Origin of the sequence: Legionella tucsonensis, assembly GCF_001468035.1 — a bacterium.
Classification (GTDB): domain Bacteria; phylum Pseudomonadota; class Gammaproteobacteria; order Legionellales; family Legionellaceae; genus Legionella; species Legionella tucsonensis.
Genome location: NZ_LNZA01000001.1, coordinates 922035 through 938560, shown reverse-complemented (window position 1 = coordinate 938560; position 16526 = coordinate 922035). Strand labels below are relative to the sequence as shown.

The following is a 16526-nucleotide window of genomic DNA, read 5'->3' as shown; positions in this document are numbered from 1 at the left end:
TCATCGATTTAGCGCGCGTTTGGCAAGTACCCTCTTATCCATTATCCTCCTCCACAATGGAGGACAAAGAGCCAGAATTATCATTCCCAGATAACCTGAAGGAAGCTGAGGACTTGAGTCAATATGTCTTAATAATTGATAAGGGCGTGCTCCATGAACATGATGATCTGAATGTCTTTGCAGTTGAAAAAGAAGCATGTTACTAAGCCAATGACTCGCATTCCATGAATGTTGTTCTGAAACTTTCTCATAGGATCCATTGGTGAGTTTCTTGCGCTCCAAACCATAATGTTCAATATAGTTAATGACTTCCAACAAAATAATAGCGGTCAACGATTGAAGAATAAAGAAGAAAAGAGCGATCCATCCACCATAATAAAAAAGAGTCATTGCCAAAACAACGGGCATGCTAATTATCCACCAGAATTGATTTTTTAAATGGAACCATGAATATCCTAGTCGATTTAAACGCTTACACTCTATGCTCAAAGCAGAACGAAAAGAACCAATAATTGTTCTAGGTAAAAACTGGTATAAACCTTCTCCTAGCCGAGATGTTGCAGGATCTTTGGGTGTAGCCACATGAACATGGTGTCCACGGACATGTTCAATAAAAAAATGACCGTAACATACACTGACTAATAATGTTTTGCTTAGGATTTGATCAGTCCTGGAGTTTTTATGCATTAGCTCGTGAGCAAGGGTAATTCCAATCCCTCCAGTCAGAAGTCCAATTGATAAACTAAACCCAATAAACTCCGTTGCTGTTAAAGGGAAATGTGTGAGCAGATAAGCCGCAAGAATCAAAAAACAATATTGCAAAGGCACATATATCCAAGTAAGGAGTTTGAAATATCGGTCTTTTAGCAGTACATGTTCTTGAGCACTCTCTGGATTGCCTGAATCAACGAGCCAAGAATCAATCAGCGGAACCAATGTGAATAATATAAAAAAAGGGAGGAAAGTATAAAAGTCACCAAAATAAAAACCAATAAAAGGCAGTATCACCAACAAGTAAGCCAGCATAAAACACAGTTTTTTACTTCGTTTCATTATGAATATCCTTTCACTTTCTATCTAAAATATAGACAGATCATTAAAAAATATAAAAACTGCACAACCTCCTGAAAGGATGCGAATCTCCAACAACAAGATATTAACTTAATCAACCAATAATATAACCTCTTTTTTAGATCTTTACAGATAAAAAAGCCATTTCTAAATCCAGGACATTACTCTTTTAAGTAACATTTTGATAAGCTTGCATTTTCATAATATGCTTATTCTTTTGTTTTATAATAATTTACATTTTTTTTGACAATTTAATACAAAGAAGCTACTTCTTTAACTTATAAGTAAGCGAAAGGAGTACTTATTATGACAAAGCCAATAGTTTTAAGTATTGATGACGAAAAAAAAAGAAAGAGGATACTTCAAGCTTATAATGAATTTATGACTCAACAAAACGCTCAACCGCAAGTCTTTGACTCCCTGGATGAGTTTAAGAAAAGTCAACTTTATCAAGAGATATCTGAAGAAGAACAAGAGCAACTAAAACAATATAAGGGAAAAAATGTGGTTGTTCTAGTGTTTGAAACTCCAGAACAAGCCATAGAATTCATTCAACAAATTCAACAGAAAAATCTCATTAACAAAACACAGGCAGATACACTGATTGAAAATTTGGAAGCTCTAAATGAGTCTCAGTACAAGTCAGGAATGCGATGAAAAAAGATGTTTTAAAAATAAATAATTACTTATTTATAAATCGCCATCTGCGCGAGGGACATATCCGAGCTTTCTAATATAAGCGTGCTTGTTTATTTTTATATTCAATAGTGTCTATAATGGTTCATTGTGTCACACTATGGGGCATTCTACTATGGACAGTAAAATTGAAAAGCAACCATTCACACTCACAATGCTAGGTACACTCACTGACTTTACCCCTGAATTAAAACAAACTGCAAAACTCTCCCCTTATACCAAGGGAGCAAAAGTAAAAGATTACCCTAAAGGGGAAACACTGAGCATAGTTTCTTTTTTAATTAAAACAAATGCACTTGCTCAAACGACGAAAGAAGACACAAAAAATCCTTATCCCTTGCAATCTGATGAAATTACTGTAATTAATGGGCCCAAAACAGATGGCTCTAATGTAGGAGAGAAAATATCCCTGGGGCTGGCGGCAATATTAAAAGCGATAGCTCGAGGACAAACATTAATCAACATTATTGCTCATAGTAGAGGCGCGGTTGAATCGATTTTAATAGCCCATGAATTACAAGCAATACAAACAATTATTTCAGGGTGTGCTACCTTTGAAGAGGTATTGAAGCAGTTAGCTGAGCAGCAAACCAAGCGATACAAAGGTACACCAACAAATAATACACCAGACATTATAGAGTCTTTAAAATCCCAAATTAATCTTATTCCCAAAGAAGAACAAGAGCAATGGTTTAATAAGCTAAAAACAAATCTGCCGCATACATCAATAAACTTTTTTGGTATAGACCCTGTCCCTGGAGATTGTTTTCCGATTACTTGGTATGACGAACGTTTTTTTATATTACCGGAAATTATAAAAAATGCTGAATTAATTTATTATGCAAACGAACATTCTGATTGGGGATTCACTCCGATTTATCCTGAAGTAGTCTCTAAAGAAAAACAAAATCTTGTTTGTTACTCCATGCCCGGACATCACGGAACAGGCTCAAGTGGAAATGACGGCTCCCAACAAGGAATAATTGTCTCCCCTGATGGCTATAAAACCACCCATGTCCAAAAAATAATGATATATAAGATACTTAATTTTTTAAATAAGTACCATGTAGCGTTTCATGATGGTATCGAGATCTTTCATCAGTATACCGCTTTAGGTAGAAAATATTCGGGAATCGATGCTGAAGCGGAATCAATTGATATAGCCGCACTTGATTTCCCTACCATTCTACGCGCACTTTATGCTGCAATCGCTAAAAATCAAATTGGGTATGATGCCTATAATTCAACTCATTACTCCTACATGGGCCTCACTAAACAACGCAGAATTTTACATAAAGAGCGTATCTACGGCCTCTTCAATGATGTATTTACTGCCTATTCTGGTTATGTTAACGAAGAACATGCTTTATTAATGCAAACACATTTTTTTAAAATTTTTGGTCTTGATGCCAAAAGAAAAAATCTTACTGAGATGATTAATACCGTTAGCTTAGCCCTAGAAGAAAATATTAAAAAAATTGCTAATAAAGAAGCATCCATCCTGGATTCTGAAGTGAGTCGTAAAATTGTATTGGAAACATTTGGTATCGTGATTCGTCAGGTAAGTCAGCAATATTTAACGGAGAATTGGATCTCAATTGAAAAAGAACAAGAAAAAGAAACTCTATATCAAGCAATTATTGATATCATTACTAAATTTAAAGAGCTGTCTGCTTCAGATAATTTAATAATTCAACAGTTTGTCGAAGAACTTCTTCTCTTAAGTTTCACCAGCATAAACCATACGTTGGTTCTTCAATCCCAGGGATTAGAAAAGGATTTTAATTATTTTCAAGAATCTATAGATATTCGCTTAACCCACTTTTTTAGTGCATTATTAATGCAATTAAATCACATCGAAAATAGCCCTTCAGTTATTCTTGATGAAATTATAAATTCTGAAGAATATAAAACTCTACCCAATCATCCGTCAACACGCAAAATAGCTCATATTTATAAAAAACTGTCTGGGAAAGGCCTGGAAAAATACAGCATTGAACAACTAACTCAAAGCTATGAAGAACAATTTGCTGATATTATTGAAGATTTTGCAAAGCTTTATCAACAAATTCAAACCTTTATTTATGACTTAGCTGCATTACGCAGTATAGTCCCTAGCAAAAAAATTGAAGTAGACGAATTGTACTTACTAAAACAAGCTAATGGATTAGTCATAATGGCTGCAGAACGATTTTATAAAGACAGGCCATTGCAAGAGCTTCCACCTATTGCTGAGGCAAATTTATTCATGAAGTTGGCAGAACAACATGCCATTGAGCATTTTGGTGTGGTTGATCGCAGCAAAGAAAAAAATAAAGGTCCAGAAAAAGCTAATGCGGAGACAGGCGGCTTCTTTTCAGGCACACTCTCTTTCTTCTGGAGTCCTATGTCAAGAATGATATATGGTACGCAAGTTACTGCTTCTACTAACGGAGAAATTACCCAGAAAGAAAGCATAACACCGACTCCTACATAGACATTAATTCACAATCATCCAACTTCAGTAATAGGGCTTTGCATTTTATTTAATGTTTGTTAACCGTTGTTGTGGTGATTTAATATTTTATTTGTTAAATTTATTAACATTTCTGGTGAATTTATTGATTATGTGTAAGGTCAGTTACATCCAGGAAGATATCATTTCAACGCTGGAAAAGGGTGAAAATAAGAGCGGATTTATTTCGCTTTCAAATGCACTCTCTTATTTTCCGAATGAAATAGCCAAGAACTACCTTGGTCGGATTACCTCTCAACTATCTGGGTCTGCAACACTTGTAGTCCGCAATTTTTTGAACGATCCAACCATTGCCTGCCTCGACGGCTTCACAGATATTTCAGAGAACTATTCTGATATCCTTGTTAAAGAAACTACAAAAACCTACGAGATACAATTCGATACTCAAAAGGAGAAAAAGGAGATTTGTCACCAAGGATCATATCAATATAACTAAAAACAAAATTTAAATGGAGTTCAGTAGAATTCCCACACTCTTTGCTTCCAAAGCTTAAAACAAATCCCTTCCAGCTGTCCATGACGATAAAGCATAGGATTTCTTATTAAACAAGCGGCAAAAATTAGCAAAAAAATGTTTTGCTATCGCCGTTGACTTGGGCAAATGAAGTTTGGTCTCTTCCTGAATCGCATGAATTTCTTCGGGGTGTAGATAGCGACGTAAATGCTCTAAATATTCTGGATGTTCAAGCCACCGTTGAATCAAATTGGCATCGACTTCCAAATGAAATTGAAGCCCTACACTATTATGATGACAAAAGGCTTGTACACACTGATTGTTTTCTAAAAGAATCTCAATACCTGGGGCTGTCTGGTTTGCAAATTGATGCCATTGAAAAACATGTATTGGAAGATCAAACAGTCCAAATAAATCATGGTCACCACATTTGTCTACTTTTGTCCATCCAAGTTCAGGTTTGTCTAAAGCATAACAGCTTCCACCCAAAGCTATATTCAGTAATTGGGAACCTAAACAAATGCCTAATATTGGCACTTCTTTAGCAATTGCTACCTGCAATAATTCTATTTCATGTATTAGATGCGGGTACAAATCAAGCTCATTAGGATGCATGGCTCCACCGAGAACAACAATGCCATGATAACGATTCATATCCACTCGCTGATGGGGATCTCTGGCAAAATTGACATAGCGAATGCGTAACTTCATCCTTCTTAAGGTATGAACAATAATACCCAATGGCTCATAGGGAGAATGTTGTAAAACCAGAATTCGTGCCATTATTATGTTATTTTAATTAATTATTTTTAAGTATACATCGGTAATTTTAATCCTGGGAGGGACAGCTCTTTTTCCCTTATTACACAGTCTAGTTGCTCGTTTGGGCCATTGACATATTGTTGGATCGCTTCGATACGTAATACTTTAATTTTTCTATTGATTTCATGCCCGATATATTTCGAAGCAAGTTCTTTGGTGTTAATGGATTTAGCTGCTTGAAAGGCATTGCGTACTTGTTTCACATACGACGGTTCTTGTGTACACAGCTCAAAAATATGTAAGCAATTGTCAAAACGTTCTTTATTATGGAACGCACCAATGTTTGTCAATAAATCCAATAACTCCCCTGCATCCAGTTCCGGAACACGGCGAAATTGTGCCAAATGTTTCTTTGTTAATAACGCTAAATCACGGTATTGATTTGGTATGTTAAATTGTTTGCAAAATGCACTTATTTCATGTTGAGACTGGTTGTGCATCAAAACAGCGAAACGAACATATGCACAATCTTTATGATCAGCTGCTCGTTGCAACGCGTTGATGCTGGAGGCTGAGATGTCCATATTAGGGAATAAAATACTATCTGCACCACTTTGTTTAAGCATATCGAAGAAATTTTTCGGATATGCTCCCATGAGTGCACGCTCCAGTTCCTTCCAGATTTGTTCGGAGCTCAGTTCATGTACTGTTTCTTCAGCAATCATCTGCTTCATAAGCACCATTGTTTCTGGAGCAACTTGAAAGCCTAAGCAAGCCGCAAAACGTGCAGTACGTAGTAATCGAAGAGGGTCTTCAACAAATGCTGGCGATACATGTCGTAAGATATGTCGCTCCAAATCAGCTTTTCCATTATAGGGATCAATCAATTCACCTAATTTTTCTTCTTCAAATGGTAAGGCCATTGCATTTATCGTCAAATCTCGCCGACTTAAATCGTCCATTAAAGTGATTGCAGGAGAGATGTCAAACTCAAAACCAGCATGCCCACTTCCTGTTCGCCTTTCGCATCGAGCAAGGGCATACTCTTCTTTAGTTTTGGAATGTAAGAATACAGGAATCTCTTTTGCTTCTTGGCTGCTACGTACTGGTTTATATCCCAGTTGCAGCATATCATCCCAGGTTGCGCCCACAACAACCCAATCATTATCTTTGGGGCAATAGCCACGTAATTTGTCACGTACTGCGCCTCCTACTAAATAAATTTTCATAATATCTTAAGTATAAAATTTGCCGATAAAAGAATATTTTATATTCATTTAGTTAAAATATCAATTATTATGATCATTTTATTTACAATTAAAAAATAACATGATTTGCTTACATACTTGAAATCTTAGTCAAATGGAGCGAGGATAAATAAAAAATATTTCTTATACTAAAAAAATGAATTTATTTACTACTACGGTACAAGTTATTCCAGCAGAAGATAATGTTGTGCAGACAACTCCGTGGTATTTTACGTCCGGATTTTTATACACGCAAATTTTAAGCATACTAATAGGCGTTGTCTTTCTTTTTATAGCGTTTTATATACTGCGACCAAGAGAAAAAGAGCAAAGACGCATTCAAGATCAATTTTTGTTTTATTTGATCTTGGGGATTTTTTTCATTTGTTGCCCTTTTTTACTTGAATATTTTGGATATTGAACATGGGAAATCACTTCTAATCCTGAATATTCTCAAGAAAAAGCTCCAGATTTTCTATATATAGATAACAGATTTTTATTTAGCTGCCTTATTTTTTATAAAAGGATTTAATTGTGCTCAAAAAATCCGCATCCCATTCATTTTCCTTGGGATTTTCAATGATATCGCCCATTCCCTTGCGTCGAAAGTTAGATATTGCTCACTACACTAGCAATTGGGTTAGCTTCATCGCCTAATGAATCCTCATGCTCTCCTACATGCTCTACTTCCTCTTGCATCGCTTTTTTAGGCATTGCTTTCAGTGCTGCCTCATATTCTAAAAGTTCATCTAAACTTTCAAAACGGCGCATCATCACACTACTTTTGCCCTTTTCTTCGCAAATCATTTCATCCAAGTAGGTGATTTGTGGATTGAGTACTTCAATGTCTTTCGCCATCTCTCCTCGATGTTCACTTAATTGATCATGCAATGAAGTGATTTCCGCAATTAATTGTTCTTTAAATGTTGATCTAGCCTGTTTATCTAATCGATCTATTTCTGTTTGTTTTAGAAGATCTAAATTTACTTTAGATCGAGCAGCCTGCAACTCTTTCGCATTTTCTTCAATTTTAACCTTGACTTTTTCAGGGTCATCACTACCCAAAGTGGAAATAAAATTTAGAACCCCCCCCCCTTTCTTTTTTTTCTTTCGCTTTTTCAGCTTCCACAAGTTGTGTCAGTAATGCTGTTTTCGTCTTTACTAACATCTTTACTACTTTTGTATTCTCACTGAAAGTTTTGAAATATTCTGCAAAAATCCGCTTGGTTCTTTCGTCAGTAAAGTTTTGTAAAATCTCTGGGTAATTGTGTGCGGTCAAATCACTAACCAATGTGCGATTACTAATATGTCTTCTTGCTTCAACAGAAAACGATTCATTATCATTTAAAACACCGTCGCTATTTAATAAATTGATATGCGTATTAATTTCTCTGACTGTCTCATTAAATTGTTCTGGCAATCCCTCCCCAATTGGAAGTACAGGTTGTTCCCCAGTAATTGGTTTTGAAATTTTTGTTTCAATGTATTGGTGGAGGTTAGTATGTTTTTCTCGCAGGATACATCTGTCTTCTTTTTTGCTTTGAAGTTTTGCTGTAAGGCTATCTAACATCGTATTATAACGAGTAAAATCTTTAAATACCGCTTCCTTGCCCGCCCCCTCTACGACTAAGTCGAAATATTCGCTAAAGCCGGTATGGCCATGCTTAATTGATACATGTTTCACACTATCAACATTCTGGAGCCCAGTTAAAGTTTTTTGAACTTGTTCCGCTTTATTTGATAGATAGCGACTGTTATCCATTAGCTCTGGATATTGCTCGCTTACCTCTTCTGATTTAGGAAGTAACTTATAGATTAATTCTTGTAAGAACTTAAGAAGCGGTGAGCTACTATTTTGTAATATCCTTTTATGGCGAGCAAGACATTGATCGATCTCGGAAAATGCATACAAACTTTTATTATTTTGGTGAATGTCTTCTATTTCTGCTTTAATTGCTTTCCAATCCTCCCTCGCTTTTTTAGCTGCCTGCGATTGATCTTTTTCAGGATATTTCTGCTGTATTTTTTTGTCCGTTTCAGCAATAAGTGATGAATACTTCTCAAAATGTACGTCAAATAAAGCTTCTTCACGGCATTCAGCTCTAAACGTTGGAGGTAAATCCGCAACACGTGCCAAGTCATCAAAAGTCCTTAGGGTATTTTTAATAAGATCACGTGTATTTTTATGGCCAAAAGAAGGAATCCACAAATCCTCCAATTTGGCTTGGTGCTTTTGTAATAATCGATAGAGTTCTTTTATTTTTTCCTGTTTTTCCTCTGGGTCAGCCTTAGTAAGTGCATTAGTAGCAGCGAGAATTTCTGCCACTGCATTTTTAACAGCAGTCCGCTCTATGAAGTAGAAAAATCCTTTCTGCTCTTTCGCCCAAGAAAACATGTGATCCAAATCCTTCGCAAGTTGACTCGCCACAGTATCAATATAATCAGTTTGCAATTGGTTCATTATTCTAGGTAGTGATTGTTCCTCAGCATCCTCTCCAGGTCCATCCACTTCATGATCCACTTCATGATCCACTTCATGAGAAAAAAGACCCTTAACCTGATTATAAACAGCAAGAAACTCAACCACTACAGGCTGCATGCGATTTTGTTCACTTAAAGATCCTTGTGCTTTAAGATCCTGAAAAGCTGTAGCAAATTGAGTAAATGTCTGCTCTAAGCGCTCATTACTTTCGGATTTCTCCCCTTCCAATAAAGGAAGTCTGATTGTATCCTTTAAAGAGGTTCGTTCAGCCACATCATTGAAATTACTTGCAATTAACTTTAACTGCGTCCAAGCTGAACGTTGTTTCATCTCCTCGGGCACACCATCGGTTCCACCAAAGCGCAATACAGCAGCATCCGGATCCAAACCGGACTCTATACGTCTTAAGGCAAGTTCCTGTTCTTTGGCAGCGGCTTTTCTTTCCTCACGTGCATTAAATTTACTTAACTTTAATTGCTCAGAAAAATCAATCTGAAGCATATATTCTGCACGCAATTGTTCAACAGGTACATTGAGCTTATTCTCCGTTTTTCCGCTTAATTTAACTCGAGTCTCTGCCCAAATTTTGGCCGCATCCTCTTCAAAACTTTTCAAAGCTGCATTAAGATCTTGAGTGATCAATTTTCCTTGAGAATCTCGACGAATATAAGGATTAGGATATTCTTTCTTTGAATCAGACTCTTCAAGTCTCAACCTCCATTGTTCAGTGAGCTGTGTAATCAATCCCTCACGCATCAATAAGAGTGATTTTTTAAGCTCTTTACGCTCTGGTTCACTATGTAAATGATTCAGAAATCCTTGCCACTCATCAAATTGCTTCATTGCAACCTGTTGAATCATAGCAACTTCCTGGATAAAGTGTCGTTCAACAGCCGCTTCTTGATTCATTATTTTTTGAATTTTTTTCAGCGTTTTTTCCCGTTCAGCAGAAGACATTTTCATCAGCGAACCAAATTGTTGCCGATGGGGTATACCATTTTCATCATAGATAGCAACATATTGACCCACTTTTCCATTACGAGCAGCTCGACCAATGATTTGGCGTGTATTCCGCTCTGTATCCAGATAAGCCTGGATAACAAATAAGCCATCGTCATGCTTTGGATCGATATCTGTTCCTCTACCAAGTAACGAAGTGGAAATCGTAAAGACATTAGGTTGACCTGCTTTTTCGATCATCCGTTGACGTTCTTCTTCAGATTCCTCACCAGTAATTATTTGCAGCTCTTTTCCCTCAATTTGCCCAGCGGGAGAGCCTAATTTGTTATATAAGTCACGGGCCTGGTTAATGTCTTTACAAATCATTAATACAGGTTGTGTTTGCTCACTGTTTGTTTTTATAAGAGAACTATAGTGTTTCTTAATCTCATCTACTTGAGCTGCACTTGATTTGGCAACACGAGTTTTTAATTCAACGCGAAGATTTGTTTCATGAGGAGGAATACTGATCGCCTTTAAGCCATATTTAACCTGTTGCTCCATTAACTCATAAGGCACACCTACCGTACCTGAAATACCTATAATCCTGCCTCGCTTACGATGAGTATCAATGAAATCTTTGGCTGATTCGCTAGCAATAAATAACTTTTCCGGATCAATCGGGAATAAACGTCCTTTTGTATCTTCTTTTTGTAAACGAGCCTGGAGGAATTGTTGTTCACTATTAGAAAAAATAGCACCAAATTGAGGTACCGTATTAATTAAAGGCACAACAATATGTACTGTTTTTTCCTCTCCATTTAACATTCGCTTTTCTTTTTGAATGATATAATTGGTACCAGGAATTCGGCTCTTAGCTACACAAGCAGCACTCAACCAGTTATCAAATTTTTTATCATCCAGGCTGGCTAATAATTTTTTATTTTCTACAGTTCCTGCACGTTCATCCAAAAAGATTTTAAGCTCTTTAATATCGCGTAATCTGGTCCAGACGTCTCCTTTATCTACATTAAGATTTAGGAATTCTTTCTTATCGATAAATTCATTAATTAATGGATACACCCAGGCTAAAGGATTATCATCACCACCATCTACTCCCATTGCCAAGTTAAAGAGTGTCTTATCTTCCAACGTAACATAATCTGACTCATCAAGTATTAAATGAGTTGCAATTTCGCGATCATCAACCATTGCGGTAAGTGACTCACCTTCCAGTTTGGCTCGTGAACGATATAAAGATAAATTAGCAACGTTGGAATAGTTAATACCACCAACTTTATAAGTTCCAGCAGGTGAGTCAGAACGTACAATAGCGGAAGGTATACCCATACAATCGAAAAAGTTTACCGCACCTTTTTGGGTGTAGTCTTGGTCAACCAAACCCATATTGGCGGTACACACATTAACCGTATCTCCTTTTGCTTTTGCCCATTGTAATGCAGCAAGTAATGCTGTAGTGATACTCTTTCCTTCACCTGTATTGATTTCCATTAACAAATTATCAGGATTATCAAGTGAGAGCAGCAAAGTAATCATTTGCGTTGTTCGCGGAAATTTTCCAGTACTGCGGAAATGCATTTCACGCATAACTGCCAGCAATTTTAAATTAATCGCGCGTTCTTCTTCTGGAGTATGGCCTGGGGTCCTTAATTGTTTGATTAATTCATCTGAAAGTTCACGCAGTTGTTCACGGCTTGCCTCGATTAATTTGGGGTAAGTTTTTTCCCCAATCTTGAGTTGGAAATCTTTACCTATGGCGTTGATGTAAACAATTTGTTGAGTCAAATCATATTGTTGTTGCGAGGAGAGATTTTTATTTTCAAGGATACCTTTAATCCCTGTTATTACCGATTGAATACGGTTTGTCTCGAATTGATCATGAATAATTTGTTCAGTCGTTTTAACTACTTCGCCTGTGATTGGATCTTTGCTAGGAGCACGGCCAGATTTTGGATCTTTATCGAAATGCATTATAAATTGATCGAGTGCCTGTTCATTATCTGAAGCCAGAGCAGTCAATAATCCCTCTAATTTTGGGTAAGGTTGAAAAGAAAATAAATTGACAATTTTATCTGTAGATAAAGCATGTTTTACCAAACCTGCTTGTAGTAACTTAATCTGCTCAAGAGTTACATCAGTTGCAGCAGTTGCACGAGCAATAATTTTAATCCATTTCGCTTGTATTTCCGGATCTTCGGGTAAACTATTAAATAATTCTTTATAGGTTTGAACTTCCAATTCGTTGCAATTAGTAAATTTTTTCAACAAAAGTATCGCAAAGGGAACTATAGTCGGTGTGATTGCTACTTTGCTGCCAATTGCATTCGTTGTTGTACTTATTAATGGGGTAATAAGATCCGAAGGAATGCGTTCCACTACACTCACAAGGCGGCTAAATAATTCCTCGGCTTGCTCTTCATCAATATTAGGAATTGACTTAAGCGCTATCATTTGCTTGAGTGGAAAAAGTTCTGGTTTAGATAAATTATGATTTAAAGAAGCCTTTAACAACGCTTTATAAGCTTCTGCGCTCAACAATTCACTAGACTCTACCAGTAGTTTGACTTGTTCCAAAGATTTTTGAATTGTTTCTATGCTGGGTTTATGTGTCTCTAAAGCATTTAAAATAATATTGAGTTGCGATTCAATAGACACATTAGGTTGTTCTAACAAATTACTCATGATTTGAGTCATTTGTAACATCTTGGGCATTTGGAAATGAGGCAAATTATTAGGGGAGTTAATTAATGCCAGTACTCTTCGATAGTCCGCTTCGTTACGATTTCTAATCCGAATGAGTGCATTGGTAAATCCATTAACTATGTCAAAACGATCACTGTATTCTTTTAATGCATTATCAATTGGTTTTCTATCATCGATCCCACCTAAGGCATCTGTTAGAAACTTATTAAATGGTTCATTAGCGGTTTGCAATACTTTGATTGAGCTATTTAGATTTTGCTTAAAACGCGCTTCAAGATTTTCTTTGAGTAAAACCATTAACGTTTTTCTCTCAAAGAACGCAGCCAGTTTATCTTGATGCTCTTCCCCAGCCAGACTTAGAATTTTTCCTTGTATAAAAGGTAAGACTGGAATTTTGGCAAACTTATAATTAACAAGTTTCGCTGTTTCGTTATCCAGGTTTTTTAATTTTATTAATACCTCTTCAAGGTCAACCAGTTCGACTGCTAAAGAATCTTTAAATTGATCGACTGCAGTACGAAATGCTGCGGTATCCTGTCTCAACGTCCCTGCTGCCGTTTCTTTAAGAGGCCATGGAATATTTGGTACTATATCTTCAACAATAGCTTTTTCAATAAGCTCACTGAAGTTCATATCTTTAAAGAAATCTTGAAAAACACCAACTAATCCAGCCAATGATTCATTAATTGGTTCTTTACCAATTTTGGTATCAGGAAGAACATCTTGAACTAATTCTAACATAGCCTCTCGGCTATTATAGTCTTGATTAGGATCTATTATTTCTTGTAGGATATCCGACAGATTATCAAAAGAAGGCAGTGAAGTGGATCTAGTAATGTCTATATCTCCTATTATAGAGAAGAATAAATCGCGTTGGTTTCTAGGTAAAATCCGTACTTTTCCTGCTAAATTTAGTACTTTCTCACTAAAATCGGCTCTAGTGGCTTCTGTGAGTTCATCACTTAGCAATGAAAGCATCGCTACAAAGCGTTGCATATCCTCTTTACCTGCAGGATTTTGTTCAAATAGGCCTTGTGTTCTCTTAAACTCATTACCTATAAGTGACTCCTGAAATCGTGGATCAACTATAATGCCAAATAAAAGTTCAAAAGATATTTGCTCAATTTGATTATTGCCTTGTGCCTCCATGATTCTTCGTTGCTTGAGGTTATCAAGCATCAGATAAACTTTATCTTCATAGTATGGTAGGAGGTTAATTGTAGTACGTAGATGTATGTCCACATTCTCTTCTTCAGCTAAGAAATCGATAATTTTTTCTATTTCAGCTGGAGTTGGTAAAAACTTAGGATCAGCATTTTTTAGAGAGGATAAAGGCCCTTGTGCTAAATGGGAATTAGCCCGTGGTCCTTCCAAAGTCTTTTGATAACGCTCGATACGATTAAGAAGGGAGCGTACTTCGCTCACAGGATCATTAGTTTTTCTTAATGCATTAGGTCCAGTTGTAATCAATGCGATAATACATAGCATATTAGCTTTATCTGCTCGGTCGGGAAATTCCGTTTGTTCAGCAACTAGTTGTACAATTTCTTTATAAGTATCTAATGAAAAAGCACATTCCTGTTGACCAATAAAGCGATAAAAAAATTCTTCCGATTTTTTATAGTCAAAATTCTCAGCATCATCCATCCCAGAAAAAGTTCCTTTTGTGAAAAATTCTGGAATATTTCTAAAGGAATAGCTTAAACGATCACCTTCATTTTCTGGTTTAACTCCCATTTCCTTGGCTACTATTTTATAACCATTATATTGACTGGCATGATAGGCACTATAAAGACCATAATCCAAACCTTCCAAGCAAGCTAGTTGCTCCTCCCTATCACTTGCATTACGAAGAATAGTTAAGGTTCTATCTAACGCTGGCTTCATATTCTCAAAATTCTTGATAGGGCAAGCAAGTGGGAGTTGTTTCAGTCCTAATTTCTCCATCTCTTCGAGAAAATAATTGTATGCTTCGAACAATTCATTAAAATCAGTAGGAGCTCCTGCTTTTTGATGTTCGGTTATAAGGGATTCCCACCATGTCAATTGTGGTCCAGTGAGTTTGGACATTTTTTCCAAATTTTTCAGGCCACGCTCAGTAAGCAAAGCGTCATAATTAAAGTTGTTTTGCAGAAAAACCTTATCAAAAATTGTAAATAACTCTTTATCTTTGAGAACAGACATTTGCTGTAAAAACTTTAATATCCCTCGATCACCATTATTTATTAGTACCCTAGCAAGTCCCTGGTACTGTTTATCACTAAAGTTAAATGAACTCAGGAGACTTTTAATCATTTCCAAGCGTTGCGGATCATTGTCTACTAATTCAGCTAAGAAAAAGTGGAATGCCCCCTTTATTTTTGATGGATTAGTACCTGTTAATTCCGCGAAGCGTTTTTTGTAATCCCTCGCATTCGGGTATGACTTATTAAGCTCTTTATTTTTGCCATTTAATGCAGAATTTATGTAATCTGGTGGGGATTCTTTTCCAGCAAGAAGCTGCAGAATGAACTGCTGATGTGAACCAATTGATTCGACAGGTTCAGTCAGTTTCAGAGTGAGTGGATTAGTAACATTTTGATATTGAGGTGCAGAACTGTAGCGTAATATTTGGGTTTCATCTTCCTGTTTTTCTATATAAAAACCTGAAGGTAAATTGTCAAAGACCAATCCATAACTAAATTCAGTGTGGTGGCGAATAATCGCCTCCATTGCCTCTCTTTCTACAGACTCAATACGTTGTTTCTTTTGAGCTTTCTCAGCACCTTGACCTACTAGATTAGTCCATATTTTATTCAAATCAATATTTTGACCAGGATAAACCTGATTGGTAAAATCTCTTAGTTTTTCCTCAATATTATCCTTAGTTATCAACTCACCATGAGGATTTTCTTCACTTGGAGCTTTAATAACAAGCTCGAGATTCGTGCGCTCTCTTTTTTCCCGCGCCTTCCGATTGGTAGTCTGTTGAACTGTTTGTTGCTGCTGTTGTTGCTGCTGTTGTTGCTGCTGTTGAATTTGTATGCCGCCACTTACACCCCTAACTAAATCTATCTTGGCTTTACGGAGGCTTTTTTCAGCAGGTTCTTTCCCTTTCGACATGAATTGGTCTTTTGGATCAGGATGAATTTGGCTAAATATCTTTCTTTTGGTAACTATATAGGCATCGGTAAGAAGTTTGTTTTGCTCAATCATTTGCTGAGTCAAAGCACCCAGATCTTCTCTTTGTAAGTTTATTTGAAAAGCAACTTTTTGTTTTTTAATAACAAACGCCAGTAACTGAGCAAATTCATCTTCCTTAAGCGCCTCATTACAACGAAAAGTTAGAGAAAGCATGGGTTCAGATTCATCTTTATTTTCATATTCACGATCTAAATACTCAAATACAGAATTTAAATTTTCAAATGAAGCATCATTTACAAAAATTGTCATACTTTTACTCCATCATTCGTTTGATACGAATAATAATCACCATTTGGTTTTTTATTTGACCAATTGATTACAATTATAGCAATCAATATATTAAGGAATACTGAACAACTAAAAAAAGAGAATTTTGGAAAGAGAATATCTTAGGCTTGGAAAAATGAAGTGAAGTTAATTCTGCGCCTCGAATTTAAAGAGTAAAGTAATCTA

8 protein-coding genes are annotated in these 16526 nt (G+C 36.3%); 3 read left to right on the top strand and 5 right to left on the bottom strand.

Features of this window, described 5'->3' with window-relative positions; genetic code table 11:
* Positions 1-1053, bottom strand: coding sequence for an alkane 1-monooxygenase (locus Ltuc_RS04035; protein WP_058520045.1), 1053 nt, complete (start codon positions 1051-1053; stop codon positions 1-3).
* Between the two features lie 324 nt (positions 1054-1377).
* Here Ltuc_RS04035 and Ltuc_RS04030 point away from each other — a divergent pair, with 324 nt between their 5' ends.
* From Ltuc_RS04030 to Ltuc_RS04020, 3 genes are all read left to right on the top strand, one after another.
* Positions 1378-1728 carry a hypothetical protein gene (locus Ltuc_RS04030; protein WP_058520044.1) on the top strand — a complete coding sequence of 117 codons (351 nt, stop codon included), beginning with the start codon at positions 1378-1380 and terminating at the stop codon, positions 1726-1728.
* 154 nt (positions 1729-1882) lie between these two features.
* The gene (locus Ltuc_RS04025) at positions 1883-4243 is read left to right on the top strand and encodes a hypothetical protein (protein WP_058520043.1); all 2361 of its coding nucleotides are present in this window, start codon (positions 1883-1885) and stop codon (positions 4241-4243) included.
* A 52-nt stretch (positions 4244-4295) separates the two neighbouring features.
* Positions 4296-4718, top strand: coding sequence for a hypothetical protein (locus Ltuc_RS04020; RefSeq protein WP_133138255.1), 423 nt, complete (start codon positions 4296-4298; stop codon positions 4716-4718).
* 54 nt (positions 4719-4772) lie between these two features.
* Here the strand turns inward: Ltuc_RS04020 and Ltuc_RS04015 are convergent, their stop codons facing one another.
* From Ltuc_RS04015 to Ltuc_RS03995, 4 genes are all read right to left on the bottom strand, one after another.
* On the bottom strand, positions 4773-5519 hold the full coding sequence (locus Ltuc_RS04015) for a type 1 glutamine amidotransferase (protein ID WP_193786840.1): 747 nt from the start codon (positions 5517-5519) through the stop codon (positions 4773-4775).
* Positions 5520-5545: 26 nt separating this feature from the next.
* Complete coding sequence (locus Ltuc_RS04010; protein WP_065236206.1) at positions 5546-6727, bottom strand: tRNA nucleotidyltransferase/poly(A) polymerase-related protein; 1182 nt, start codon at positions 6725-6727, stop codon at positions 5546-5548.
* Positions 6728-7354: 627 nt separating this feature from the next.
* Entirely contained in the window at positions 7355-7810 is a 456-nt protein-coding gene (locus tag Ltuc_RS04000) for a hypothetical protein (RefSeq protein WP_058520039.1), read from the bottom strand.
* On the bottom strand, positions 7803-16322 hold the full coding sequence (locus Ltuc_RS03995; protein WP_058520038.1) for a hypothetical protein: 8520 nt from the start codon (positions 16320-16322) through the stop codon (positions 7803-7805). Before Ltuc_RS03995 ends, Ltuc_RS04000 begins: the two co-directional genes overlap by 8 nt.
* Between the last annotated feature and the right edge of the window lie 204 nt (positions 16323-16526).